This is a genomic window from Collinsella sp. TF10-11AT, assembly GCF_003437565.1.
GTDB lineage: Bacteria > Actinomycetota > Coriobacteriia > Coriobacteriales > Coriobacteriaceae > Collinsella.
The window spans coordinates 117887-143055 of record NZ_QSQW01000006.1 but is presented as its reverse complement, the minus strand read 5'-3'; the positions used below and the strand labels follow the sequence as shown (position 1 = coordinate 143055).

The 25169-nt window shown below is 60.4% G+C and carries 19 protein-coding genes; 4 read left to right on the top strand and 15 right to left on the bottom strand.

Translation table 11 applies throughout. The features are described 5' to 3' along the window. Positions 1 to 4: 4 nt before the first annotated feature. The 6 genes from DXC99_RS05925 to DXC99_RS05900 all read right to left on the bottom strand — a co-directional run bounded on the left by DXC99_RS05925 (position 5) and on the right by DXC99_RS05900 (position 9618). Positions 5 to 3865: a DUF4430 domain-containing protein gene (locus DXC99_RS05925; protein WP_117629588.1), complete on the bottom strand. Its 3861-nt coding sequence runs from the start codon at positions 3863 to 3865 to the stop codon at positions 5 to 7. A gap of 350 nt (positions 3866 to 4215) precedes the next feature. After that, positions 4216 to 5979: an AarF/ABC1/UbiB kinase family protein gene (locus tag DXC99_RS05920; RefSeq protein ID WP_117629587.1), complete on the bottom strand. Its 1764-nt coding sequence runs from the start codon at positions 5977 to 5979 to the stop codon at positions 4216 to 4218. A gap of 8 nt (positions 5980 to 5987) precedes the next feature. Next, the gene (locus DXC99_RS05915; RefSeq protein ID WP_117583986.1) at positions 5988 to 6404 is read right to left on the bottom strand and encodes a hypothetical protein; all 417 of its coding nucleotides are present in this window, start codon (positions 6402 to 6404) and stop codon (positions 5988 to 5990) included. Between the two features lie 99 nt (positions 6405 to 6503). Continuing rightward, complete coding sequence (locus tag DXC99_RS05910; RefSeq protein WP_117629586.1) at positions 6504 to 8027, bottom strand: C69 family dipeptidase; 1524 nt, start codon at positions 8025 to 8027, stop codon at positions 6504 to 6506. Positions 8028 to 8128: 101 nt separating this feature from the next. Beyond that, positions 8129 to 8983 carry a bifunctional 5,10-methylenetetrahydrofolate dehydrogenase/5,10-methenyltetrahydrofolate cyclohydrolase gene (locus DXC99_RS05905; protein ID WP_117583984.1) on the bottom strand — a complete coding sequence of 285 codons (855 nt, stop codon included), beginning with the start codon at positions 8981 to 8983 and terminating at the stop codon, positions 8129 to 8131. Positions 8984 to 8985: 2 nt separating this feature from the next. Then, on the bottom strand, positions 8986 to 9618 hold the full coding sequence (locus tag DXC99_RS05900) for a cyclodeaminase/cyclohydrolase family protein (RefSeq protein ID WP_158551663.1): 633 nt from the start codon (positions 9616 to 9618) through the stop codon (positions 8986 to 8988). A 308-nt stretch (positions 9619 to 9926) separates the two neighbouring features. On the opposite strand from DXC99_RS05900, the gene DXC99_RS05895 reads away from it, so the two are divergent. Both DXC99_RS05895 and DXC99_RS05890 read left to right on the top strand, forming a co-directional pair. Further along, entirely contained in the window at positions 9927 to 10514 is a 588-nt protein-coding gene (locus tag DXC99_RS05895; protein ID WP_117583982.1) for a hypothetical protein, read from the top strand. Between the two features lie 304 nt (positions 10515 to 10818). Beyond that, positions 10819 to 13308, top strand: a complete 2490-nt coding sequence (locus DXC99_RS05890; protein WP_117629585.1) for a phosphatidylinositol-specific phospholipase C — start codon at positions 10819 to 10821, stop codon at positions 13306 to 13308. A 95-nt stretch (positions 13309 to 13403) separates the two neighbouring features. Here DXC99_RS05890 and DXC99_RS05885 read toward each other — a convergent pair whose 3' ends face one another. Then, entirely contained in the window at positions 13404 to 13673 is a 270-nt protein-coding gene (locus tag DXC99_RS05885; RefSeq protein ID WP_117583980.1) for a hypothetical protein, read from the bottom strand. Positions 13674 to 13761: 88 nt separating this feature from the next. Here DXC99_RS05885 and DXC99_RS05880 point away from each other — a divergent pair, with 88 nt between their 5' ends. Then, positions 13762 to 14202, top strand: a complete 441-nt coding sequence (locus tag DXC99_RS05880; RefSeq protein WP_117583979.1) for a helix-turn-helix domain-containing protein — start codon at positions 13762 to 13764, stop codon at positions 14200 to 14202. 94 nt (positions 14203 to 14296) lie between these two features. Here the strand turns inward: DXC99_RS05880 and DXC99_RS10410 are convergent, their stop codons facing one another. Continuing rightward, positions 14297 to 14764 (bottom strand): SHOCT domain-containing protein, encoded by a 468-nt coding sequence (locus DXC99_RS10410; protein WP_117583978.1) that lies wholly within the window; start codon positions 14762 to 14764, stop codon positions 14297 to 14299. Positions 14765 to 14878: 114 nt separating this feature from the next. Beyond that, positions 14879 to 16216 (bottom strand): hypothetical protein, encoded by a 1338-nt coding sequence (locus DXC99_RS05870; protein ID WP_117629584.1) that lies wholly within the window; start codon positions 16214 to 16216, stop codon positions 14879 to 14881. Positions 16217 to 16434: 218 nt separating this feature from the next. Between DXC99_RS05870 and DXC99_RS05865 the strand changes: the two genes are divergently transcribed. Continuing rightward, complete coding sequence (locus tag DXC99_RS05865) at positions 16435 to 17616, top strand: cation diffusion facilitator family transporter (RefSeq protein ID WP_117583976.1); 1182 nt, start codon at positions 16435 to 16437, stop codon at positions 17614 to 17616. Between the two features lie 12 nt (positions 17617 to 17628). On the opposite strand, the gene DXC99_RS05860 is transcribed toward DXC99_RS05865, so the two are convergent. The 6 genes from DXC99_RS05860 to DXC99_RS05835 form a co-directional block, all read right to left on the bottom strand. Beyond that, positions 17629 to 18618 (bottom strand): hypothetical protein, encoded by a 990-nt coding sequence (locus DXC99_RS05860; protein ID WP_089572154.1) that lies wholly within the window; start codon positions 18616 to 18618, stop codon positions 17629 to 17631. Between the two features lie 176 nt (positions 18619 to 18794). Next, a complete protein-coding gene (locus DXC99_RS05855) occupies positions 18795 to 20462 on the bottom strand; it encodes a formate--tetrahydrofolate ligase (RefSeq protein WP_117629583.1) in 1668 nt (555 codons plus the stop codon). Between the two features lie 144 nt (positions 20463 to 20606). Next, on the bottom strand, positions 20607 to 21674 hold the full coding sequence (gene ruvB / locus DXC99_RS05850) for a Holliday junction branch migration DNA helicase RuvB (RefSeq protein ID WP_117629582.1): 1068 nt from the start codon (positions 21672 to 21674) through the stop codon (positions 20607 to 20609). Beyond that, entirely contained in the window at positions 21674 to 22294 is a 621-nt protein-coding gene (gene ruvA / locus DXC99_RS05845) for a Holliday junction branch migration protein RuvA (protein ID WP_055310211.1), read from the bottom strand. Before ruvA ends, ruvB begins: the two co-directional genes overlap by 1 nt. Beyond that, positions 22294 to 22815, bottom strand: a complete 522-nt coding sequence (gene ruvC / locus DXC99_RS05840) for a crossover junction endodeoxyribonuclease RuvC (protein ID WP_035137351.1) — start codon at positions 22813 to 22815, stop codon at positions 22294 to 22296. The genes ruvA and ruvC overlap by 1 nt, the downstream gene beginning before the upstream one ends. Positions 22816 to 23109: 294 nt before the next feature. Then, complete coding sequence (locus DXC99_RS05835; RefSeq protein WP_117629581.1) at positions 23110 to 25095, bottom strand: hypothetical protein; 1986 nt, start codon at positions 25093 to 25095, stop codon at positions 23110 to 23112. Positions 25096 to 25169 lie beyond the last annotated feature (74 nt).

The following is a 25169-nucleotide window of genomic DNA, read 5'->3' as shown; positions in this document are numbered from 1 at the left end:
TCACCTACCGACGTTTGGTGAACACGAACACGCCGACGATGGCGAGACCGATGACGCCGGCGGCAACGCCAACAATGGCGAGCGGGTTGGTGCCAGCCTCCTGCTCGGAGGCACTAGAGGACTTCTTAGCAGTGGTCGTGGAAGCAGCACCCGTATCGGACTTGGAATCGGACTTCTTGTCGGACTTGCTGTCCTTCTTGTCAGACTTCTTCTCGTCCTTCTTATCGGACCTATCGGTGTCCTTCTTGTCGGACTTGTTGTCCTTGGTCTCGGTCTTGGTCGACACCGTCGTCTTGGTCGTCGGCTTATGACCCGGGGCGATAGCGCCGCCGGCCTGCTGGCCCTTAGAGCCGGAGCCGGAACCCGTGCCAGTGCCAGCGCCAGCGCCGGAACCGTTGCCAGCGCCACCGTTGCCACCATTAGTGCCAGAACCGCCATTGCCGCCAGGGTTAACGGCATTCTTGGTCCACTTGGCATACAGTGTCAGATCGGCCGTCACTGGCGTACTGAAGTCATACGCCTGCGTGCAAGCCTCATCGGTATACCAACCACCGAAAGTGTAGCCATCGCGCGTCGGATCGGCCGGCTTGACCAGCTTGCCGTCGGCCGTAGCAACAAACTTAGTGTCGCAAGCAGACCCGCCGTTGGAATTAAAGGCAACCGTCCAAGACTCAACAGCCCCCAGCTTGAACAGAGTACCCGAATCATTGATGTAGTACAGGTTGCCAGAAGCATCGGCAATGACCGGAGAGTCACAGTACTGGTAATGGCCGGCCGCATCATAGATCTGCGTCGCCTCTGCATCGCCGAGAGTATAGCGATACACGCCACCACCAGCAGAGTAGTTGACGTAATCCTTGCTATCCGCGCTGTTCACGGTGAAGTACACATAGGTCTTGCCGCCCTGAACACTCACCAGCGGAGTAGCAGCAATACCGTTGAGGCCAGCCGGCAGCGCCTTGCCGTCGGCAGCAGCGACCATCGTGGTCTTGTCCGTCTTCAGGTTATAGAGAACCAGAGCAGAGCCCGTAGCCGTCTGTCCGCCGACAATCAGATTGTCACCAGACACCGCAGGGGCGCTCAGATTATTCGTAAGGCCCAGATCAACCGTCTTCTGTTCACTCAGCACGCCCTTTGCCGAAAGCAAAATCACATGGAGCTTTCCGTCGTGCGTCATCTGATAGAAGGTCGAACCATTGGACGGATCGGCAATGCAATCGGCATTTGCGACAGCGCCGAGCTTCATGGCCGAAACGACATCGCCCGTCGTCTTATCAATGCACTTAAGCGTGCCCGCGCTCGTAGGAACAATGGTGTACTTATCCGTCAGCGCAGCGCCAGTCCAATAATAGCCCTCGGAAGGGTCAATGTTCTGCCAAGAGACTTCGCCCGTGGCAATCTTGATACGCTTCAGGGAGCCGTTGCCGTAGGTCGCGTTGTAATTCTCGTCATACGAAATATCGACCGAGCCTACATAGACGTACTCGCCGTCCGAAACGACGGTGCAGGAGCTCTGCGTCAAGTCCGTCAAACCAGGCGTCAGCCACTTGCAGATCAGCTTGTCTGCAGTAATCGCCTGGACCGCACCGCCGTTGAGCGGAACGATGATAAGGCCATTGGTATAGATCGGACGAGAGGTATAGCTCACCTTGGAGGCAAGCGGCGCAGAGGCAACCTTTTTGCCCGTGGACGAATCGATCTTAATGAGCTCGTTCTCGGTCGCGATGTACACAAAACCGTTAGCAATGACAGGCTCGCTGCAGTTGGCATACTGCTGACCAGACTCGGCCTTCCAATCGAAGGCCCACTTAAGACCGGCGGCCTGCGCAGGCGTCTTGGCGTCCGTAACGGACGTACCGTTGCCGCTGTTGCCGTAGCCGGCCCACTCGGCATCCCAATCAGGAGTCGTCGCACTCGGGTCCACGACAATCTTGTCGGGATCGGGCATGGGCGAATCGTCGGTGGTATAGGCAAGCGTAACCTTATCGCCGCTCTTGAGCGTAATCTGGTTGGCGCAGAGTAAGGAGGGCTCTCCATTGATATACAGGTGCCAAGATTTATTGGTCGCAGCATCCCAGGCATACGGCTTGTGATCGAACGGCGAGTTGATGGAATTGAGGAACCAGTACTCACCACTCTGGGAGCCGTTGTACGTAACGCCCTTGGCCTTCAGGACCGTCTCAATAAGGTTCTGGGCAGTAGAGCCTTCGGGCAAAGAAACACTGCTTGCCGAGCCCCAGCAAGTATTGTTGCCGTTGACATCGGGGCCGACAACATCGACAGACCCAAGAACCTGACCGGGGAGGGCATCGGCGTCAGCACCATACATAAAGGTGACGGCGTCGCCCTCTTGGAGCTCGTAGTTGCCGGCACCGACCGTGGCGGACTTGCCATTTACATAGAATTGCCAATAACTGCGGGTCGCAGGATCATACTTATAGGTCTTACCGTCAAGCGGCGAAGTAATGCCGTTGAGGAACCAGCCCCAAGACGATTCGCCAGCATCGAGAGTAAGGCCGGTCTGCTCAAGGAGATCCTTGGCAGTAGAACCCGCCTTGAGACTCGTCTGGCCCGTCGAAGCCCAAACCTGCTGCTTGCCGTCCTTGTCCTTACCGAGGACCTGAACGGAAGCATGGACGGAATCGGACGGCAACTGGTCGCCCCAGCCACCGTAGAACCACGTAACGGTATCGCCAGCATGAATGGTGACATTGTCTGCCGTGTAGTCGCTCGACTTGCCGTTGATGAACAGCTGCCAATAGGTCGAATAATCGAGCGGCTTACCCAGCTCAACGCCGTTGTACTTAAGGCTCAGAATGAAGGAGCCCGCAACAACGGCATCGATGTCATTCGCCTCGAGCGCGACCTTCGTAAGGTCAAGTGCGTTCGAGCCGGACGTCACCACATACTGCGCGTTATCGACCCAAGTCTGAGTCTTGCCCTGGGCATCGCGACCAATGACGGTCACATTTGCGGCAACCTGGTCCTTAACGACAGGGGACGAGCTACCAGCCGTATAGGCAAACTCAATCTTCTGCCCCTGGGTGAGCTTGACGCCGCTCGCGCCAACCGAGGAAGACGCGCCGTCAACAAACAGCTGCCAGTAGGCATAAGTCGCCGGATCGAAGGCAAGCGTGCGGCCATCGCTCGGGGACGTGATGCTTTCGAGGTAAAAACCGTATGCCGTGTTCGGATCGTATTTCGCCTTGAAGCCCACCTTCTGCTGCAGCTTAACGAAGGCGTCCGCAGCCGTCGCGCCCTCGTCGAGCTTGAGTTGCGTAGGTGCCACCCAGGTCTGAGCCTTGCCGTCGGCATCGATGCCGATAATCGAGAACGAGACCTCGACTTGCTTCTTGGCGACATCGCCGGTTTCTGTCGGGTTCTCTGTCTGGACGGCAGTCGCGGCGGCAGATCCTGCTTGGCCAGCGGCTACCGTCGAAGACTGCTCACTCGCGGCAGGGTTCTCCCCCGTCGCCGAGCCTTCGTCGCCAGCTGCCGCCCCTGTTGTGGCGGCACTAGCTGCGGGCGCGCTCCCAGAATCTGAAACCTCGGCGCCGCTCTGCTCGGCGGCACCGCCCGCAAGCGCTGCGTCCTCACTCGGCGTCGCAGCCTGAGCCACAGCCTCGGCAATGCCCTCGGCGCCCTCGGCCCACAGCTGAGCCGGCGTGGTGCCAAAGGCCATCGCGAAGGCCAGGAATGCCACCAGGCCGCGCTTGGCTACGCCGCGCGCAATTGCGCCTCGGCGATGCGAGACGCGCTGGCGCTCGTCCACAAACATATCCATTTGTCCCCCATTGTCTGTACTTGGAGCGTTGCCTTGAGGCTGCCCCACGTCATCGCGCATGTTGCGCTCGAGTTCCCCCATCGGGGTCCTCCTTCCCTCCAGAGCCCTATGCACACCGGCGGCATACGCCGCAGCCGCACGCAAGATGGGAGGCGATCCGACTTAACCTTAACGACTCGGGCGCGCCGTCCGATCTGCGACGCGAACATCCCGAGCCAAGAGGAATTACGGTTACTGGTACAGCCGGGGACTTGCACCCCGATTCTCCCAAACGCGCAGGAAAACCGCGCATTCGTGCGTCTCCGCACCACCATCTAGGCCATCGATTATTACCGTCAAAATGGTATCACGCAAAAGGGCCTCGCACGCAGGCGAAGCCCAAGGTAAAAGCTATTGTTTGCGATAGGAAAATGCGGTGACGGTCGCAGCCTCTAGTGCTTGCCGCCGTGGCTGTTGAGCCAGATATTGCGGCCCAGCATAAGCGCCAGCACCAGCGCGCTCACGTAGCCAAAGAAGCCGATGACCGGAATGCCGAGGACAACCGGCTCGATGCGCGCGTAGTACACCACCGACGAACCGATAAACAGACCGGCGATCACGATAGCCATCGACATGCGGTCGATAATTCCGCCCAGCTGTCGCAGCGCCTTATCGCTGCTCATGATCTGCGTGTTCACCTTAAGCTGGCCGCGCGTGAGCATACGCGAAGCCAAGCCCAAATACTCGGCCGCCTCGAGCGAGCCTTTTGCCGCGCGATAGCTGCTCGCGGCCAGATCGCGTCCCATATCACGCATGCGGGCATAGGTGCTCTTCTCGTTTTTGATGTGCGTCTGGATGATCTGGATCATGTTGACGTTGGGCATGTACTCGGTCAACAGGCCCTCGAGCGTCACCATGCCGCGGGCGAACATCGTCACCACGCTCGGCAGCTCAACGTCATTTTTGCGCGCCAGATTGAGCAGCGAGGTCAAAAACTCGCCGATATCCAGGTCTTTAAGGTCGAGCCCGGCAAAGTCGGCAACGATAAAGTCCAAATCGGACAAAAAGGCCGAATGATCGAGCTCAGCCGAGTCGCCACGCGTCACGGCGAAGCGCATGAGCGAATCCTTGAGCTTGGGCACGTCACCCTCGGCCACGGCGAAAATCATGTCCTTTACGATACCGCGATCGTGGCTCGACATGCGTCCGACCATGCCCAGGTCAATAAAGTAGACGATGCCATCCTTGAGGATGATGTTTCCCGCATGCGGGTCGGCATGGAAAAAGCCATCGTCGAGCACCTGCGTCGAGTAGTCCTCGACGATTGCGGCACCGATCTTTTCCAAGTCATAGCCCTCGGCCACCAAGCGTTCAGGATCGGCGATCGAAATGCCGTCGACGTAGTCCATAACCACCACGTGCTCGGTGCACAGGTCCAGATAGGATTTAGGGCACGTCACGCCATGAACGCTCTTATGGAACTCGTAGAAGTCGTTGAGGTTTTTGGCCTCGGCCAAAAAGTTGGTCTCCTCGCGAAACGAGGTCCACAACTCCTCGACTACACCGTGCAGGTCAACGAATTGATCGGTGTTGACGAACTTGGAAACGATACGCACCACCGAGCGGATGATATCGATGTCCTGTGCCATAACCTGCTGCGCACCGGGGCGCTGCACCTTGACGGCCACGTCCTCGCCCGTCACCAGACGTGCGCGGTGCACCTGCGCAAGCGATGCGCTACCAAGCGGATTGGGGTCGATCGCATCGAACATCTCCCCCAGGCGCAGGCCGTATTCTTCTTCCAGACAACTGAGTACGACCTCGTACGGCACCGGCTCCACGTCGGAGCGCAGACGACGCAGCTCGTCGCAAAAGCGTTGCGGCAGAATCTCGGACCGGTTGGCCAGAATCTGCCCCATCTTGACGAACATGGGGCCGAGTTCCTCGAGCAGGCGGCGCAAACGAACCGGCGTGAGGTTATCCCACACGCGGTACTTTTTGACCAGGCGAACAATCTGTCCGATGCGCTCGCGGCGACCCGCCGGCGTGAGCTGGTATTCCTCGTCCGGCGCCATCGCGTCGGGCTCCTCGGGGACCATATCGACAGCGCGCGGCTTCTTGCGAGCGCCCGAGACGACGGCATCGACCTCATCGACAACCGCCGCCTCGTCACCCAAGGGATCTAGATTGTTGTAATCGGTGGTGGAATCTGCCATCTGCGCTGCTACTCGGCCTCTTCGGTATCCTTCGCATCGTCGGGCTCAACGGACTCGACGGGCACCGAGGTCACGTTGTCCTCGACCGAATCGACGATGTCGCGCACATGGGCCAGGAAGGCCGTGCGCTCGGGGGCGGTCATGACGCGGACGCGGGCCAGGATGAGCTCGTCGAGCACGCGCTGGGCCGCGGTCTCGCCCTGCATGCCCAAGCGCTCGGTCAGATCGGAGATGGTGCCACCGGCCTGCTCGAACATGTCGGACACGCTGCGGGCGATATCGGGGGTGGCGGTGTCCTTGCGGACCTGCTCGCCTTTGGTGTTAAGGTCGTCGAGGACCTTCTTGCCGCCTTCGACAGCAACGGCGGCAGCGCCAAAGCCCACGTTGATGGCGCCGTTAACAAGCTGATCGAGTTTCATAACCATGGTTGTCTCCAATCACAAACAACTGCATTGGCGTTCTTGTACCCAAGATTGAGTGAAAGCGACAAAGCGTTTAAGCGCTATTCGATCGACGGGAAATCCCTATCTCACGTTGTCGTTCATCGCGAAAGAGTTCTTCATGGCGCAGCTCGTGGTGTAGAGCACCTTGCCCAACAGGGCATCGGTCTCCACGCGCGCGAGCTCGGCAAACTCCTCGTTGGCGCGTGCAAGCTCGGCAGGCACCTCGGCCTCGGGCAGCGCGGCTACGGCAGCGTCGACGTCATGGATCTGCTTGTGGCCCATGCCACCGACCTTCTCCTGGTAGTCCTCCACAGCGCGGCCGCACTCATGGAAGCGGACGTCGGCCAGCGCTCCGATCAGGCGGTTGGCCCAGTAGAAGTTTTCGGACGTCACGCGAGCCTGCGTATCGGCATAGTACTCGGGCATGGTCTCGACGTTGGCGTACAGCGGAACCAGCGCGTTAAACGAGTTGGAACCAAAGGCCATCCACTGCACGGCGCGGTAGGCCGGCTGCGCATAGGGGCGCAGCTGCAGCACGGCGAGCTGGCTGTTACGGTTGATGCCGATGGGGCGATAGGCACCGCGCGTGGCGGGCGTGCCCTTGCTGCCGTAGCAGTCGTACTCCGTGCCCTGGTAGTGGCTCGAAAGCACGTACTTGATGTCCTCGATGGTCACCTTGCGCTCGGGCACGCGGCTCCAGGGGATATCGTCGCTCTCGGGCGTGTAGTCGGCCTCGGAACCGTCCCACACATCGCTGGGGTTGAGGCAGCGCTGCATGTACCAGGCGCGCGGCGTGTTGTAGACATGGTCGCTGTCGCTGTGCGAGCCAAAGGCCTCGCGCGGGTTAAAGATCGCAGCCGGGCCGTCGCCATCGACGCCCAGCGTCAGGTCCAGATGCCACTCGGCCATCCAGGCACGCAGGTCGGCGGAGCACATGTGGTCGGCCTGGGCGCCCTCGGCGTCATCCAGGTCAAAGCTGTCGATACCCAGCTGGTTGGGCATGGTCACATAGGCGTCATCGGGCACGCGCTTGGCGATCCAGTGGTGGCCGCCGATGGTCTCGAGCCACCAGATCTCGTCCACGTCGCTAAAGGCGATGCCGTTGTTCTCGTAGGTGCCATAACGCTCGAGCAGGTCACCCAGAATGCGTACGCCGTCGCGGGCGGATTTGGCATATGGCAGCACCAGGGTCACCATGTCCTCCTCGCCCAGACCGCCGGGCTGCGCCGGAACATAGCCGTCCTCGTCCTCGTTGCCCTTGGCGGGCACGTAGTCGACGAGCGGGTCGGCGCCGCGAACGCGCTCGTTGGTGGTGAGCGTCTCGGTTGCGGACATGCCCACATTGAGCTCGTTGAAACCGGCCTCGGCCCAAATGCCATGGCCCGGGACAACGTCGGGGACGCTTGTGTAACGCATGGGATTGTCGGGCAGCTCAACGGTCAGGTGGCTCAGGAAGCTCGTGTAGACACGCGGCTGCTCGTCGGGATGTACTACGCGCATGCGCTTGGGCTCAAATACTCCATTGGACGAGTCCTCATTGCGGGCAACCAGCGTCGAGCCGTCGTAACTCGCGTTCTTACCAACCAAAATCGTTGTGCACGGCATGCGCATCCTCCTTGAGCGAAGAAATCAAACGGCAACAGTGTATCGCTTCGGCACAAAAAGGGCGAAACCGCGACCTCGGCAACCTCTGTGGTCAAAAACGCCTATTTCGATGCGCGCTCCGCCGCCTCAATCACGTGCTTGGCGAGAATCGCGGTGGTCACAGCCCCCACGCCGCCCGGCACGGGAGTAATGGCACCAACAACCGGCTCTGCAGCATCAAAATCAACGTCCCCGACCAGCTTGCCAGCGGCCTCGTCCCAATTAATGCCAACATCGATAATCGTCTGGCCATCGCGAACCGCATCCGCGCCAATCGTGCGCGCGCGTCCAACGGCCGCAACCATAATATCAGCCGCACGGCACTCGGCAGTCAAGTCACGCGTATGCGTATGGCACGTCGTTACCGTGGCATTGCGAGCCGTAAGCATGGCGGCAACGGGACGGCCAATCACCAGCGATCGACCGACGACCGCGACCTTGGCCCCATCCAGCTCAACGTCGTAATGGTCCAGCAACGCCAACACAGCCTCGGCCGTGCAGGGAGCAAAGCCCTCGCCTCGCCCCGAAAGCGTGGTAAGCAGCGAGGCCGGCGTCATGGAGTCAACATCCTTGGCGGGATCGAGTGCCGCGGCAACCGCATCCTCGTCAAGCCCAGCGGGCAACGGACGAAACATCAGGCAGCCATGAACAGCGGGGTCGGCATTGATGTCCTCGATGGCGGCCAACAACTCGTCCTGCAAAACATCGGCGGGAAGCAAAATGCGGCGAGCCTCAATGCCAACCTTTTCGCAGCGCTTGAGGGCGCCGCGCTCGTAGGACAGGTCGTCCTCGCGCTCGCCCACACGCACGATGGCCAGCGTCGGAACAACGCCGCGCTCGCGCAGGGCTGCGCAGCGAGCAGCATGTTCCACGGTCAAAGCGCGAGCAACGGGAGCACCCTTCAGCAGTTCAGCCATGGCTATCCCCTCTTCCTTGCAGCGTCGGAGGCGCGGCGCGCCAGCGCATCGGCGCGCGGCAACCATGTGTCGAGCAACTCATCACACGCCGTCTCGAGCTCCTCAGCACGAGCGCGATCCTTCATAGACGTGGTGTTCGCAAAGAGCGTCAAACTCGCGCCCTGCATAGCGGCACGGCAGAACACGGCGCCGCACGCCACATCGGACAGCAGCTGACGCGAACCCTTATCGGCCATGTCCTCGAGCAGCGCCAGTGCGCGCCCGCAGGCATCCATAATGCGATACGGCGGCATGGCTGCCACATGCAGCGCATCCTGAATCGCGGTCGCTCGAGCCGGATCGTCACGCGGAATACCGTACGCCGCGGACACCCGCCTGTAGGCACGAACGTCCTCGGAAACCAACTCGACAAGCTCCTGGGCCAGCTCATCAGCCTGGGCAAACGCGCGCGTCAGGTCATCCGCACGATCAGCAAGCGCGGGATTGGTCGCACCGTAGCGGGCAACCATTCCACACAGCGAGGCGCCCAGCGCGCCCACAAAGGCGCTCGCGCTGCCACCGCCGGGAACCGGCTCGCGCGCGGCCAGCGCCTCGGCAAACCCGCGACAGGTCTTGTCCATCATCTCTTGGCTCATACGCATGCACCTTCAAGTCATATAGATCGGTCGGGCGGCAACCGCCGGCCAACCGCATCAAACACGTAATGATGCTAAGTCTAGCCCATAAGCACATAAGCGTCAGCACACCTGGCCATCGCGGATTTCTATGACGAACGATAGGCGTCGGCACCGGCCCTCCCCTCTTTTGCGCCCGCGCATATTGCCACTTAACGGCGCAAATCCGGCACCCAGAATGGGACACATGGCCCACCCTAGCGAGCCGTCCGCGCGTACAGTAAAGGCAGGTAATCCATGGGCGGTTACAGATCGAGGAGGACACGACCATGAAAAAGAAGGCCTTTGCGATTCTCACCCTCTGCATGAGTCTCTTTGCCGCAGTTGCCCTGGTGGGCTGTGGCGGAAGCGGTGGAGCTACCGGCAGCGGTGGCGGTGCGGAAAAGCCAGCCGTGGATATGAGGACCGACTTCATCTGGTTTAAGGTCGAGGTCCCCGAGGGCGTCGAGGTCACCGACGTCGCAGGCGATACCGCCGACAGGGCCCAGTTTAAGTTCACCGAGAGCGAGCACGCCAGCGATCGCTTCATCCCCGTCTTCGATCCTGACAAGAACGCCGACGAGCTGTTCGACTACGAGGCAAAGTGGAATGCCAGCTTTGAGTGGACCGAGAATGACCCCGTCAAGTACAACGGCAAGACTTGGCGCAACGCTTCCTATACACACTCGGGCGGCGTGACGACTGAGTACTTCACCGAAGCAGGCGGCGGCAGCGTCTACGTGCGCATCGACAACGTCGAGGAGCACAAGGATGCCGTCGAAACCATGATGAAGTCTCTGGAATTTGCCGATGATATCGCCAAGGCCAAGACCGAGGCCATGGATGTTAAGCTCGACGATATCGAGATTAAGCGCTAAGCGACTCGCGAGCGCAACGAAAAACACGAGCGCAGCGCCAACAAGCGGCGGTGCCCCAGCGTTTCGTACTAAGGGAGGATCGGCTCGCCGGCCCTCCCTTTCTTATGCCGATAGCCGGCGAACGCGAGGGTGCCGGACGGCAAAACCACCCCCAGCGCGGTAGCAACACAAATAGACAAGCGCCCCAACGCGTCCGCCCGCCGATTAATAGCACCGCGCAGACAATTAAGCCAACACGTTTAGACATCCGGGCAGTATAGTGACCAAAACGAGCGCATAACCGCACCCCGCGAATGGAGGAGTTATGACCGAACACCACGCCATCAGTCGTCGAGCATTTACGCTGGGCCTAGGACTCGCAGCATTGTCGCCATTTGCAAGCCTGCCCGAAACCGCGGCGCTGGGCCTTCCCGTGCGCGCGGCATTTGCAGAAGACACGCCCACACCGGCGGCCACCCTCGACAAGTTCATCATTCGCCTTCGCCCCGCGGGCTATTTTCGCACCGCGAGCGTCAACCAAGACGGCAACGTTCGCGGCAACGTCTGCCACCTGTTTAATGACGGCACGTCCAGCAAACTCATCCTTGAACACGTAGTGACCGATGCAGATAATACAAATTGGTATGCCATCCGCACCTTACTCAATTTCGAAGAGCATAAAAAGACGGGCTACAGCATTTGGTCGGTCGACGGCGACTCGGACAAAGATGGAAAGGTCATCCACGTATGGAGTGGCGAGTATGACGACAAGCCCAGCCGCGCTTTTGCGTTTAAACGCCAGTCAAACGGAACCTATATCATCCGAGACCGCACGGTCGAGAAAGAAACCGAGAAAAAAGACATTAAGTACCTGGCAATAGAATCGGACGGCAAAGACCAGGACAACAATAAGATCTGCCATAAGAGTAAGAGCATTCCGTGGGAGCTCGAACTTATCGGTTACGATATGAAAAAGAACGATGCCACGGTTAGCAGCCTCGACTGGATCACGTACAGCAGCTACGTCGACGGGCCCTGTTGGATGAAATACGTCGACAACAGCAAGTTCCTCGACGAACTGAGCATCCCGGGCACGCACGATTCGGGCACCTGCAGCGTGGACAATGACACCGAGCCCCAATCCTCCCAAGCAAAATGCCAGCAGGATTACATCCCCACGCAGTTGCTCGAAGGCATTCGCTACTTTGATATCCGACTTGGAAAGAACGACGAGAACGGCGACCCCGGCATCGACCACGGAGCTTGTTACCTGCTCAAAAAAGACGGGAACTTTATGCATCTCTCCGATGTCATCGGGTACTTCAATACGTTTTTGAGCGAAAACCCGACAGAAGCGCTCATCATGCTCGTGTCGCGGGGCAATGGCGAGGCTACCAACGAAAGCCTCACGACGGCCTTTGGCAAGGTTTTGGATGAGAACCCCGACCTGTTCTACACATCGAGTCGCATCCCCACGCTGGGCGAGGTGCGCGGAAAGATCGTCCTGCTGCGTCGGTTTGGGCTCGCCGGCAACAGCGTAAGCAGCCACACATGGGGCCTCGACCTCACCCAATGGGACGACAAAATCGCAGCACACACCGACAGCACCTCCATGTGTCTCGTTCGAGACGAGCGGGGCTTTGAAGCCGTGGGGAAAACGGGTGACGAAGAGCCCTATTGCACCAAGGTATACGCCCAGGACCATTACGAATGCACAGGAACCGACAAAATCGGCTGGGTCGATATGGCGCTGCAGGAGACAACCAAGCTCGCCCGCATCATGGTGGACGTCGAGGACAATGACGGGGCCAAGGTAAAGGTCCTGGAGCACAGCTGGTGTATCAACTACACCAGCTGCACGAACTACAAGCAAGGAAGCAATCCTTTTACCGCAGCACGAGTGGTCAACGAGCATCTATACAAGAGCCAGTATATAAACAGCACCGGAAATGAGAGCACAAAGGAGGACTGCCTCAAGCACATTGGCATCATTGCGTCCGACTTTGTTGATGCGGCACTGGCCCGAAGCATCTACCAGCGCAATTACGATGCGAAGCACAAGCAGACCGTTTCGTACTACCTCCCGACCCGTATGCGCATGACATACGGCGACTCGTTGAGCGATGCCTCACTCCGGGATGGAAAGACCGTTGGCGAGGGTCGTTTCCGCCTTGTCGACAGCAGTAACGTACTCAACGTGGCAGCTTCGGGCAACACGTTTGCTATCGAATACGTGGATGTCGACGCCCTGGGCAACGAGACCGTTACGGAACTGCAGGGTTCCGTGCCCATCGATATCGACCCGCGCGCATTGACGCCCCACTTTGAAGGGCTCGAGGGCCTTAAGGCCGGCGAGGACGTGCGCGCAAAGATCGCGGCGCCGCTCGACGGCAAGCTCGAAGGCGATGCCTGCACCGCCCAGCTCGAGTTTATGCACGATGCAAACGGCGCTCCGGGCACGGCAATGGCCGAGGATGAGGCATTTGCCGCGGGGACGTATTGGGTGCGTGCGAAAGGCCTGTTGGGCGACGCGGCGCAAAACTACACGCTCGCCACCGACGGAGCCGCAAGCTTTACTGTGACGACTTCGGGCAACGCGGACGGTGCAGGCAACACCGGCACCGGCACCAACGCGGGCAGCGCCAACAAGAACGGCAAGGGCAACAAGAGCAAGGAATCGGGCGAGAAGCTCGCCGGCACGGGCGACGGCTCTGGCATCGTCGCCGGGCTCGCCGCTGCCGCCGTGGCGACAACGGTCGCCGGCGCGGCAATGCTTGCCAACGATCGCGAAGACAGCGAAGGCGCTAGCGAATAGGCAAGCCGACCCTTTTGGACACATCGACCCGACGAGGGGCGCAGGACACCGTTCTGTGCCCCCAATTTTTACCTTGGCCCGAACGCCGCCATAGGCTACATCACCATATTCAGCACGTTAACAAACTCCTGGGCCTTCGCACGGCTGCTCAGGCTAAAGACGCAAGCAGTCAACAGCCTGTTACGCAGAAAAACATCGCGGCCTTTGATTCTATTGACGCCCGTGATGTCCTTAAGGTAGACAATCTCGGTGTGCTTGCCGCCGAAAGCGCCCTTCTTGAGCACCTCGATACGGTTAGGGTAGATCTTGACGTCTTTAAACCTACCCGAACCCTTGTCCTGAAACAGCAAGGTGTTGTTGTCCATGCGTGTCACTCCCATGGGGTTCGCTAAAACTGCCTCTATGGTCACATTTTAGTCACTTCGGGAATCCCGCACGAAGGCGCTAGGTGACATGGGAATTCGAGTCTTTGATTCGGACGGCGTCGTCGACGCTGTGCCATGTGGCTCGCTGGGCGGAGGTGGGACGTTCGGCTCCGACCTAAACGACGCCGTCGAAAGCGCCGCTGATTTTCTCGCATGTATGGTCGACGATCACCTTATGGGTGGCGTCGACCTGCCTGCGCCGGACTTTGGCCACGAGCCGCAGCACGGTGGCAAAATTATCGCCGTGGCCGTCAGTTGCGAACTCAACGATACCCCCGCCGTCACCGCAGCGGATGCCGCGCGCATGCTTGGCGTTAGCTCGGCAAGAGTATCGCAACTGATAAATGCTGAACTGTTGGATTCATGGAAGGATGGCACCAAGCGAATGGTGTCCAAAGCTTCCATCGAGGCACGACTCGCCGACGCACCAAAGGCGGGACGCCCCAAAGAGGTCCCTATTGCTGTATAAGGCGAGGCTACTGCGCACTTTTATTCCACACGATGTTTTCAGCCTGGTATAAACAAGTTCAATACCAGAATGCAAATCCAACCATCGTGTCTAACTACGAAAGGATTTTCGCCTTTTCTGCAGCAAACTCTTCCTCGGTAAGTACTCCACTATCACGCAGCGCTGCAAGTCTCTCGGGCCTTGCAACTACATCACCACTATCCACCAGCGTCTCAATAGTCTGTGAAACCTGCGGATACTGCTCGAGCTCCTTCGATAGGGCATCGACTATCTCGGCAATATTCTTTGCATTTTTGCCCCCGTTTAGTACGTTTGTCCTGACCTTAGATGACGAGTTGACAGTAACGCCAGATCCACCTTCAACTGGAACAACCGAAATACTGACATTTTCACCCCAGGACCAAAGGCTCATACCAATCTCGGCTGCAACTGTTCTTGTTGTGGGCGATGCGCTATCAACTTTTACTTTAGGTAGCTTTTCCATAGCTGCCTTCAAGGCATTAAACGTGTCGTCAGGAGAATACGGTATCTGAATCTGAAGCTGCTGATCGGCAAAACCCATAATCCGACCTCCGCTTTTGCAAGATTAAGGCTATCGGCAATGTTAGCACGTTCCCAGCACTTTTAAATTCATCTAATGACCTTGTGATGCAGCCCGACACCCCGGCACTACTCCCTACTTCCCAAATAGCGCACCCAGAAGACCACGGCGCTTGGGCCTCTCTTCTCGGTAGGAACCCTCGACGGCGGCTGTAACCTGGCGCGGTTGCTCGCCGCCTCCACGGCGCACGATCTGATATAGGAAGGGTGATTTAACGTATTTGACCTCGATGGGCGTGGCATGCACAGTGCTTTCACCGGACAGATGCAGGCTCGGGTTGAGTGGCGCCACCACATGCGTCTCGCGCTTGTCGCTAAACACCACCGCGGCCGCGCGGCCCGTCTGGCCGTTTACGGCAATGCGCACCTGCTCGCCATCGCGGCTGTCTGTCGCCGGACGATCGACAAAGTAGACCGGCACCATCAGCAAACCATCCTTGTGCTTGCGGGCCTTGCGCGCCCGGGCGCGGATGCTCTTTTTATTGAGCCCCAGCACCGCCTCGGCATCGTTGCCGGCAATGTCGAGCGCCAGCTTATCAATGACCACCTGGTCCTTGGTAGATGCATCGACGGAGACAACGCGGAAGTCACCTTCCTGCATGGCCGGGTCAAACGGCCCAACCTTGGCAAAGTCCCACGGCTCCAAAATCCCCATAAGGCGAACGTCCAGGTAGTTTGCCCTGGAATACGCCCAGTCGAGCACCTCGTAGTACACCAGGGTCTCCTTGCTCAGCCCCTTGCCCGGGAAGGACGCCATCATGCGTAGATCCGCGAGCGCCATGGGGAAGTAGAAGAGCATCATGTCATTTTGAATCGCGTCTTCCACGTCGTGCCCGGCAAAGGCGTCGGGGTACTGGCGCACCAGCTGCAGCGCGTTGGCACGTGCCTGCTGCGGCGAGATTTCGCAGGGAATACCCTGCTCAGGTACATACTCCGCACCAACGCCCATAGTCAGGCGCTTGCTAAAGGTACCGGGTTTGAGCAGGTCGGCAACGCCGATCGTATTACCGCAGGACGGGCACTCAAACACGCGCTGGGTCGATGACCCCTCAAAGGACGCACCGCAGAAGGGGCAGGGAATGCTCACGTGCGCTGCCTCTTGGAACTCTTGAGCCGTGCCGCGGTCCTCCCACAGCAGATGCTCCAGAACCGACTGGTTGCGCCAGTACGAATTGAAGAAATACCAGTCCGGGTCCTCCGGGCGCTCGAGCTGCGACACATAGGTGAGCTTAAGCAGTCCATCGACAACCGTCAGTGGCGTATGGCGAATGCCCAGGGCGCTCTTGGGCTCCCCCGCATCGGCCTGCCACGGAACGACCGTGCCGCAATAGGCGCACTCAAAGCTGCGTTTAGCCTGGTGTGAGTACATAGGGCCGCCGCAGTTTTGGCATTTAATGGCAAACATCTCGTCCATGGATACGTCCTCCTTTGCGCAGGGGCTGTCGACATTAAGTATGTCGGGCGGGCAGGCACATGCCCATACCCATGTGGCCCAAAATGGAGCACCCGGTCGGACAAGAAGCCCCACTCGTTAGCACCAGCAGACCATTGCTGCATTTTCTGAGCATCGGCGCACGGTGCGCCCATGCGAGCTACACTATCCCCTTAACCATGATTGTGAGGACGATTGCCATGCTATTTGTAAATCGGCTGGTACATACGCTTGTTCCCGGCAGTGAGGACGAGCCGGTCGATACAACTTGTCGCACCAACGCGGGCTTTGCCGCAAGCCTTATCTGCATTGGCCTCAACATTGCCCTGTGCCTAGCCAAGGGCATCGCGGGCCTGCTCGCCGGCTCCGTCTCGCTCATCGCCGACGCCTTCAACAACCTCTCCGACGCCTCGAGCAACATCGTGAGCCTGCTCGGATTCCGCCTTGCCAGCCGCCCGGCAGACGAAGGCCACCCCTATGGCCACGGCCGCTACGAATACCTCGCCGGCCTGTTTGTCGCCGTCCTCGTTTGTGCCGTCGGCATCAACCTGGTGCTCGAGTCCGTTACCAAGATCATCAAGCCCTCCCCCACCGCCTACACGCTCGTTTCCCTTGCGGCACTGGCTGCGTCCATGCTCGTTAAGCTCTGGATGGCCGCGTTTAACCGCACGCTGGGCGACCGCATCGACTCGGAGACGCTCATCGCCACGGCGCAGGACTCCAAAAACGATGTCATCACCTCGGGCTCGGTCTTAGCAGCGGCGCTTATTTCGCAAACGACCGGCTTTGACCTCGACGGCTGGGCGGGCCTGGGCGTGGGCGTCTTCATTTGCATCAGCGGCATGGGCCTGGTGCGCGACGCCATCAGCCCGCTGCTGGGGCAAGCGCCCGACCCCAAGCTCGTCCAGGAAATCCGCGACAGGATCATGTCGTACCCCCAGGTCCTGGGCACGCACGACCTCATGGTACACGACTACGGCCCCGGCCGTCAGTTTGCCAGCGCACACGTGGAAATGCCCGGCGAGGGTGATGCCTTTGAGCACCACGAGATTCTGGACACCATCGAGCACGATATCAAACGCCAGATGGGCATTGGCATTACGCTGCACTGCGACCCCATCGCAACAACCGGTGATGACCTGCGCGGCTGGGTCAAGCGCGGCGTAGCGCAGATCGACCCCGCGCTTTCCATCCACGACCTGCACGAGCACGACGGGTTCGTTTCGTTTGACCTGGTGCGTCCCGACGACTTTGACATATCCGACGAGGAGCTGTTGGAGCTCGTCACGCGCATCGTGCACGAGCGCCGACCCAATGCCTCATGCGTCGTTACGTTTGACTCGGGCTTTAGCTCGCCCGACCGTCCGGCCGAGCAGCTGTAGCCCGCTTAACAGCTAGTTTCCCTGCGCGCCCGAGATGCCGTTTTGCAGTGCATTCCAGGCACCCGTCGCCATGTCGCCCAAGTTCTGCGCGGTGTCGCCCAGGTTTTGTGCCGTATCGCCCAGCTCTTGCGCCTTGTCTCCCAACTCCTGTGCCTTGTTGCTCAAGTCCTCCAGCGTATTGGAACTCGAGCTGTCGGTACCGCTTTGGCCGTCGGGCGAGTTGCCCGAGCTATTCTTGTGCGTGAGTTGAATTTCGAGGTTGCCGCTGTCGTTATAGTAAGCAGAAGTAACGACCCAGTTGGCATCGATGACGGGCGTTGAGCCATCATCAGTCAGGACCACGGCATTCGAAAGATTGGCGCCGCGCGACTTGAGAAGTTTCTTGGCGTTGGACCAGTACTGCCCCGGGATATCGCTCAGATCGACGGTGCTAGACGAGGCGGACTCGGTTTGCTCGGCAGCGGTATCAGCCGTTGAACTCCCTCGCTTGTTGAGCATGCCCGACACAATGGCAAACACAACCGACAGCGCAAAGAAGATCGCCAGCACGATGAGGATCTTCTTGATCACGCTCGACGAACGCGACGGCTTCTTCTCCTCGTCCTCGCCATATTGCGGAATCGACTTGGGGTACTCGCGATACGGCTCGCGCGACTCGTAGCGAGACTGCGCCGTGCGAGGCATATACGTCGTCTGCTGAGGCTGCGGAATGGGATTTTGCGGCAGGTCATCATAGGGATTCGGCGTCGAGGCGGCATAAGAATCCTGCGGCGCGTAATCAAACGGGTCCGGAGCTGCGTTGCCATAGGGGCCTTGCGAAGATACGGCATAAGAATCCCGCGCTGTGTCGCCATAGCCCATAACCCGGGTTGGCTCGGCAGAAGGCTGCGTCGCGGCGGGGTCGGTATAACCGGGGTTGGGAACAACGCGGGTCGCATCGGCGCTATCGCCAGCCTGCGCGGAACCGTAGCCGCCCATCACGGTTGTCTTGTCCTGATCCATGCAACGATTCCTTTCCGTCGCCCGTAAGCATCAAGTTATCCATGCATTCTACCCGCGCAAAAGCCCGTGACGGACAGAGCCCGTCCATATCTACAAGACAAGCGCGGCTAGAAAACAAAAGCCCCGCCGGGCCTTGTGGGCACGGCGGGGCGGACAAGCAGCTATGGGCAGCAGGCTTAGAACAGGCCGGTAATGTTGCCGTCGTTGTCGACGTCGATGTTTTCGGCCGCGGGAACCTTGGGCAGACCCGGCATGGTCAGAACGCTGCCAGTCAACGCAACCACAAAGTGGGCACCGGCGGAAACCTTGAGCTCGCGCACGGTGATGCGGAAGCCCTCGGGAGCGCCCAGCGCCTTGGCGTTGTCGCTAAAGCTGTACTGCGTCTTGGCGACGCACACCGGCAGGTTGCCAAAGCCGTTCTCGCGCAGCTCGGCGAGCTGACGCTTGGCAGCCGGCGTAAAGTCGACACCATCGGCGCGGTAAACCTTGGTGGCGACGGCCTCGAGGGCATCGGCCACATCGGCGCCGTCCTCGTAGGCAAACTTGAGCTCGCTCGGCTGCTCAATCAGGCGCATGACCTCATCGGCCAGGTCGAGCGCGCCCTCGCCGCCCTTGGCCCAGACCTCGGAAAGCTTAACGTTGACGCCGAGCTGCTGGCACTCGGACTCGATGAGCGCAAGCTCGGCCTCGGTGTCCGTCGGGAAGCGGTTGATGGCGACCACGCAGGGAAGACCATAGACGTTCTGGATATTGTCAACATGGCGCAGCAGGTTAGGCATGCCGGCCTTGAGGGCATCGAGGTTCTCGTCGTTGAGGTCGGCCTTGGCAACGCCACCGTTGTACTTCAGCGCACGAGCGGTCGCGACGACCACGACGGCGCTGGGGCGAACGCCCGTCATGCGGCACTTAATGTCGAGGAACTTCTCGGCACCCAGATCGGCACCGAAGCCGGCCTCGGTAATGGCGACATCGCCAAAGCGCATCGCCATACGCGTAGCCATGATGGAGTTGCAGCCGTGGGCAATGTTGGCGAAGGGACCGCCGTGGACAAACGCGGGCGTGCCCTCGAGCGTTTGCACCAGGTTGGGCTTGAGCGCGTCCTTAAGCAACGCGGCCATGGCACCCTGGGCCTTAAGGTCGCGGGCACGGACGGGCTCGCCGGCAAAGCTGTAGCCGACGACGATCTCACCCAAGCGTTCCTTGAGGTCGCTGATGCTCGTAGACAGGCACAGGATTGCCATGACCTCGGAGGCGACGGTGATATCGAAGCCGTCCTCGCGCGGCACGCCCTGGGCCTTACCGCCAATGCCGTCGATAACGTGGCGCAGCTGACGGTCGTTCATATCGACGACGCGCTTCCAAGTAATGCGCTTAACGTCAATACCGAGCTGATTGCCCTGCTGGATGTGGTTATCAAGCATGGCGGCCAGCAGGTTGTTGGCAGCACCGATAGCATGAAAGTCGCCGGTAAAGTGCAGGTTGATATCCTCCATGGGGATCACCTGAGCCCAGCCGCCACCGGCAGCACCGCCCTTAACGCCAAAGACGGGGCCGAGCGAAGGCTCGCGCAGGGCCACGGCGCTCTTGACGCCGCGGCGACGCAGGCCATCGGCCAGACCGATGGTCGTGGTGGTCTTGCCCTCGCCCGCAGGCGTTGGGTTGATAGCGGTCACGAGGACGAGCTTGGCCTGGTGATCAGTCGGCTCGTTGAGCAGTGAATAGTCGACCTTAGCCTTGTCGAAGCCGTACGGAATAAGGTGCTTAACGTCGACGCCGGCGTTCTTGGCCACCTCGGTAATAGGCAGTGGCGTGACAGAACGTGCGATTTCGATGTCAGTAGGCATGAGCGGTCCTTTCGTTACCGAATGAGAAAAAGACCAATTCAGCATAGCACGGGCGCGCAATAGTAAAACACCCGTAACCGATGAATGGCGATATGTTTATCCAATGCTCAGCGATAGCTTAACAGCCCGCCAAAACAAAGCGCCCTAAATGGTAGGTTCAATCCCCAAGTGCTCAAAGGTGCGAAGCGTTGCCTGGCGGCCCTGGGGCGTGCGAATCATCAAGCCGCACTGCAGCAGATAGGGCTCATAGACATCCTCGAGCGTTCCCGGGTCCTCGCCCACCGCGCTGGCAAGCGTTGTCAGGCCCACGGCACGTCCGGAGAACGTCTTAGCGAGTGTCTCCAAAATGCGAATATCCATCCAGTCCAGACCAAGCTCATCGATCTCGAAGAACTCGAGCGCCTGGCGGCAGATATCGAGCTCGATAGGGCCGTTGCCGCGCACCTGTGCGTAATCGCGCACGCGCTTGAGCAGGCGGTTGGCAAGACGTGGCGTGCCGCGCGAACGCGAGCCGATCTCGAGCGCACTGGGGTGGTCGATCGTCACGCCCAGGATGGACGCCGAGCGCGTCACAATCTGCGCGAGTTCTTCGACCGTGTAGTAATCCAGGCGATATGAAATGCCAAAGCGGTCGCGCAACGGGCCGGTCAACATGCCTGAGCGGGTCGTTGCCGCTACCAGCGTAAACTTGGGGATATCCAGGCGAATCGAGCGCGCCGCCGGACCCTTGCCAATCACGATATCGAGGGCAAAGTCCTCCATCGCGGGGTACAGGACCTCCTCGACCGAACGGTTGAGGCGGTGGATCTCGTCAATAAACAGCACATCACCCGGCTGCAGGTTGGTAAGGATAGCCGCCAGGTCACCGGTGCGCGCGATGGCAGGGCCACTCGTGGTCTTGATCTGAGCGCCCAGCTCGTTGGCGATAACGGTGGCCAGCGTGGTCTTGCCCAGGCCCGGAGGACCCGAGAAGATCACGTGGTCGAGCGTCTCGCCACGGCTCTGCGCCGCTTCGATCAACACGCGCAGGCTCTGCTTGATGTGCTCCTGGCCACAGTAGTCGTCCAGGCGCTGGGGGCGCAAAGTGCGGTCGACATCGAGGTCCTCGGCCGTCAGCTCCGAGCCCACCATGCGCTCGCCGTGCGCCATGGATGCCGCCGGCGAGTTGCCGGGCGTCGCCCACAGGTCCTGAGAGTCATCGGCTTCCCACATCACGCATCCATTCCGAGTCGCTTAAGCGCCGCGCCGAGCAGATCCTCGACACGCATGTTCTGCCCATCATACCCGCTCAGGGCAACATCGGTCTCCTGCGGGCTAAAGCCCATGGAAAGGAGCGCCGCACGGGCGTCATCGATGGCCGAGGGAGCGGCAGCGGGCACGGGCATCGCAACCTGGCCGGGAATCACGTCGACCGGCACAAAGCCCTTGTCCTTGGCAAAGGTGCTCTTGAGCTCCAGGATCAGACGCTGAGCTGTCTTTTTGCCCACACCGGGCACCTTGGCCATGCCCTTGTCGTCCTCGGCCATCACCAGCGAATACAATTGCCCCACGGTATAGGTGGAAAGCACGGCGAGCGCCAAGCGCGGGCCAACGCCCGAGACAGACACGAGCCGATCGAACATCGTGCGCTCATCCTTAGAGGAAAAACCGAAAAGTGTCATGGCGTCCTCGCGCACCTGCATACGCGTGTAGAGGCGGACCTCGCCGCCGGGCGTCGGCAACGTGGCCGCAGTGCTGCCCGAGATGCCGAGCTCAAAGCCAACGCCCGACACATCGACGACAGCAGAGCTCATCGTGGCCTCGACAAGCGTTCCGTGGAGCTGGGAGATCATCAGTATCCGGTTCCTCTCTGTTGATAGAACTCGCCGCCGGTAAGCGCCCGGGTACGGCTGAGGTTAACGTGGCAGATGGCGCAGGCCAGGGCATCGGCGGCATGGTCGGGATGCGGGTCGTGATCGAGCTGCGTGAGCGTGCGCACCATGTAGGCGACCTGCCGCTTATCTGCGGCACCGGTACCCACCACAGCCTGCTTGATCTGCATAGGCGTGTACTCGCCGATCTCGAGCGCGCACTCCGAAAGCGCCACGAGCGCGGCACCGCGGGCATGTGCCGTGGGGATTGCCGAGCGGACATTAGCGCCAAAGTAGATGCTCTCGATGGCAGCGGTATCGGGTCGATAACGCTCCACGACACCCTTGAGGTCGCGGGCGATATGCGACAGGCGCACCGCGAGCGGACTACCCGCGCTGGTCTCGATACAACCGTAGGCACGGCAGCGAACCTCGCCACGCCGCTCCTCGATAATCCCCCAACCCGTATGGGCCAAACCGGGGTCGATACCCAAAATGACCAAGCCAACCTCCCCTCGCCACAAGTACGGCGCAAGACAAGGCCTCGCGCACTATTCACGAACGTCTGTTCTAGAATAACACAACAGCGACCGTATCTAACAAGCAAGGTTGAACCATAGGTTGAGCATAAGTCAGCGAGCGAGTCCCTGCCGTGGCAAGGTGTCGCGAAAGAGGAGCGCCGCGTACTTCTGTACGCAAGCGACGGTTTGAGCGGCAGATTGCCCGACAGGGGCTCGCGCAGCGTCGACTCGTTACGCGGTTTGGCAAAACCGCGTAACCTTGGCCCCGTCCCCAGTTTAGTTCTGCGAGAAGAATGGGAACTGTCGGGGATCCACCGGCGGATGCGGCATCGGACCACCCTGGGGACCACCTTGCGAGCCGCCCTGACCGCCCATCATCTTATCGATGGCGTCCTGAACCTCGCCCTCGAACTTCTTCATTCCCTCGTGCAAACGACGCTGACCGTCCTCGGAGCGCAGCTCCTCCATCTGCTCGGGCGAAATACCCAGTAGCTCGCCCAGCACGCCCATCATCTCGTTTCGCATGCGCTCACTCGTATCCTCGTCAGCAAAACGGCGCACCTCGGCGCGCGCCAGCGAATCGACCGACATACGCTCCTTGCCATTAAGCCCCAGGTCGGACCAGGCGAGCATGTACGGCCAAGAGCGCTCGGCAAACGAGCGGGACGAGACGATCGGTGCCGTCGGCAATATGCGGCGGGCAGCCTCACCCTGTCGAACGAGCATCAGCAGCAGCGAGCAGGCCTCAGGCTTGCCAGCGGCCATCGGGATGTCGTCGAAAGATCGATTGCGGTCCACGTGCGCCTCGAGCGCACCATCGACCTCACCCGGTTCGAGCCCACCGAGCAGCTGCGCCGCGCGGTCGAGCATGTCGACCGGACCGTCGAGCGTCGAGAGCGCTTGCGCCAGCACGCGTTCCATGCAATCCTCCACCGCGTTGAGCGTCACGAGCTCTTGGGGCACCACGGCAGACGTGCGGTTGCGCACACGTGCCACAAACTCAAGCGTCGACAGATACACATCGCCAAAGGGCGCAAAGTCGCCCTGGTAGCCGCCGGAAAGGGCGGGCGCCGCCAGCGCGTACTCGGTTTTGGACAGCGGGCTCAGCGCCATCGCACCCAGCTCGAGCGCCGTGTCCTCCAGCATGAGGCCCAACGTGCGCGAGCGCAGACGCTCGGCATCGCCCGCCGACACGTCGCGATCGAGCACACGCGCCGCATCCGGTGCATCGCGCTCGACGGTGCGAATGTGCAGACGCTCGGCGATGGCGCGGACGGCGGCACAGCGGGCGGCCTCCACCTCCTCCTGCGCCGGCGTAAAAATACGGTTGCGCCCCAGCACCAGGCCAATCACATTACGCGGGCCCAGAGCGTCGACGGCCAGCGCCGCCAGCAGGGACGACGGCAAGTCACCCTCGAGTGCCACCACAGCACGCGACGCACCGTGGGCTCGGGCGTTGTCGCGCACAGCGAGCACCAGCGCCTGCCACAGCCACTCCTCGGAACGAAACTCGGGCAGTTCGTGATCTTCCAGGGCATCGAGCATCACGCCGCGCTGAATCTCCTGAACCAGCAGGCTCTCCTCAAAACACGGCGCCTGGGCCACCACGCGGCCGCAGTCGTCGAGCACAAACGAACCGCCGGTATACACCGACTCGTCATAGGCACCGACCGGCGCCATGCAGGCAAACCACACGCTGCGCTTGGATGCGATCTTGCGGTAGGCGCCGCTGCGTACGGCGGCAATGGCAGCAGTCTCGCGGTCGGTCATGTCAAACGCGTTGAATTGGAAATACGCAATGAGGTCGACGCCAGTCGGCAGCATCTCGAGTTCGCGGTCCAGGTCAAACACCACGGCGATGCGCACGCCGTCCACGTCAAACACCGGCGGCGCCCAGCGCGTATCATTGTTCTCGCCGCGCTGCAGGGCAATGCTCGAACGCGCCGGCACCACATGACCGTCCTTGAGCATCATGTAGTCGAGCAGCGGCTGACCCTCAAACGAAACCGCCGCGGGCACGATGCAGATCATGTCAAGCTCCTGGATGCGCTCGGCGACACCAGTCAAGCCGGCAAGCATGTCGTGCTCAAAGTCGGCAGCGCCCACCAGGCCCCCGGGCATGGCGCCCATAAAGAGCGGAGCCGGAACGCACAGCACGCGCGCCCCGCGCCCGTGGGCCAGACGAGCCTGGTCCTCGATGCGGCCGCAAATGCCCTCAATATCACCCAGGCGCATATCGATCTGTGCAAGCGCGAACTTCATGGCTCAGCCCTTTCCGTCGTAAACCATCGTTGTCGCAGTAAAAGCGCCGGCCGCATAATGCAGTCGGCGCTCGC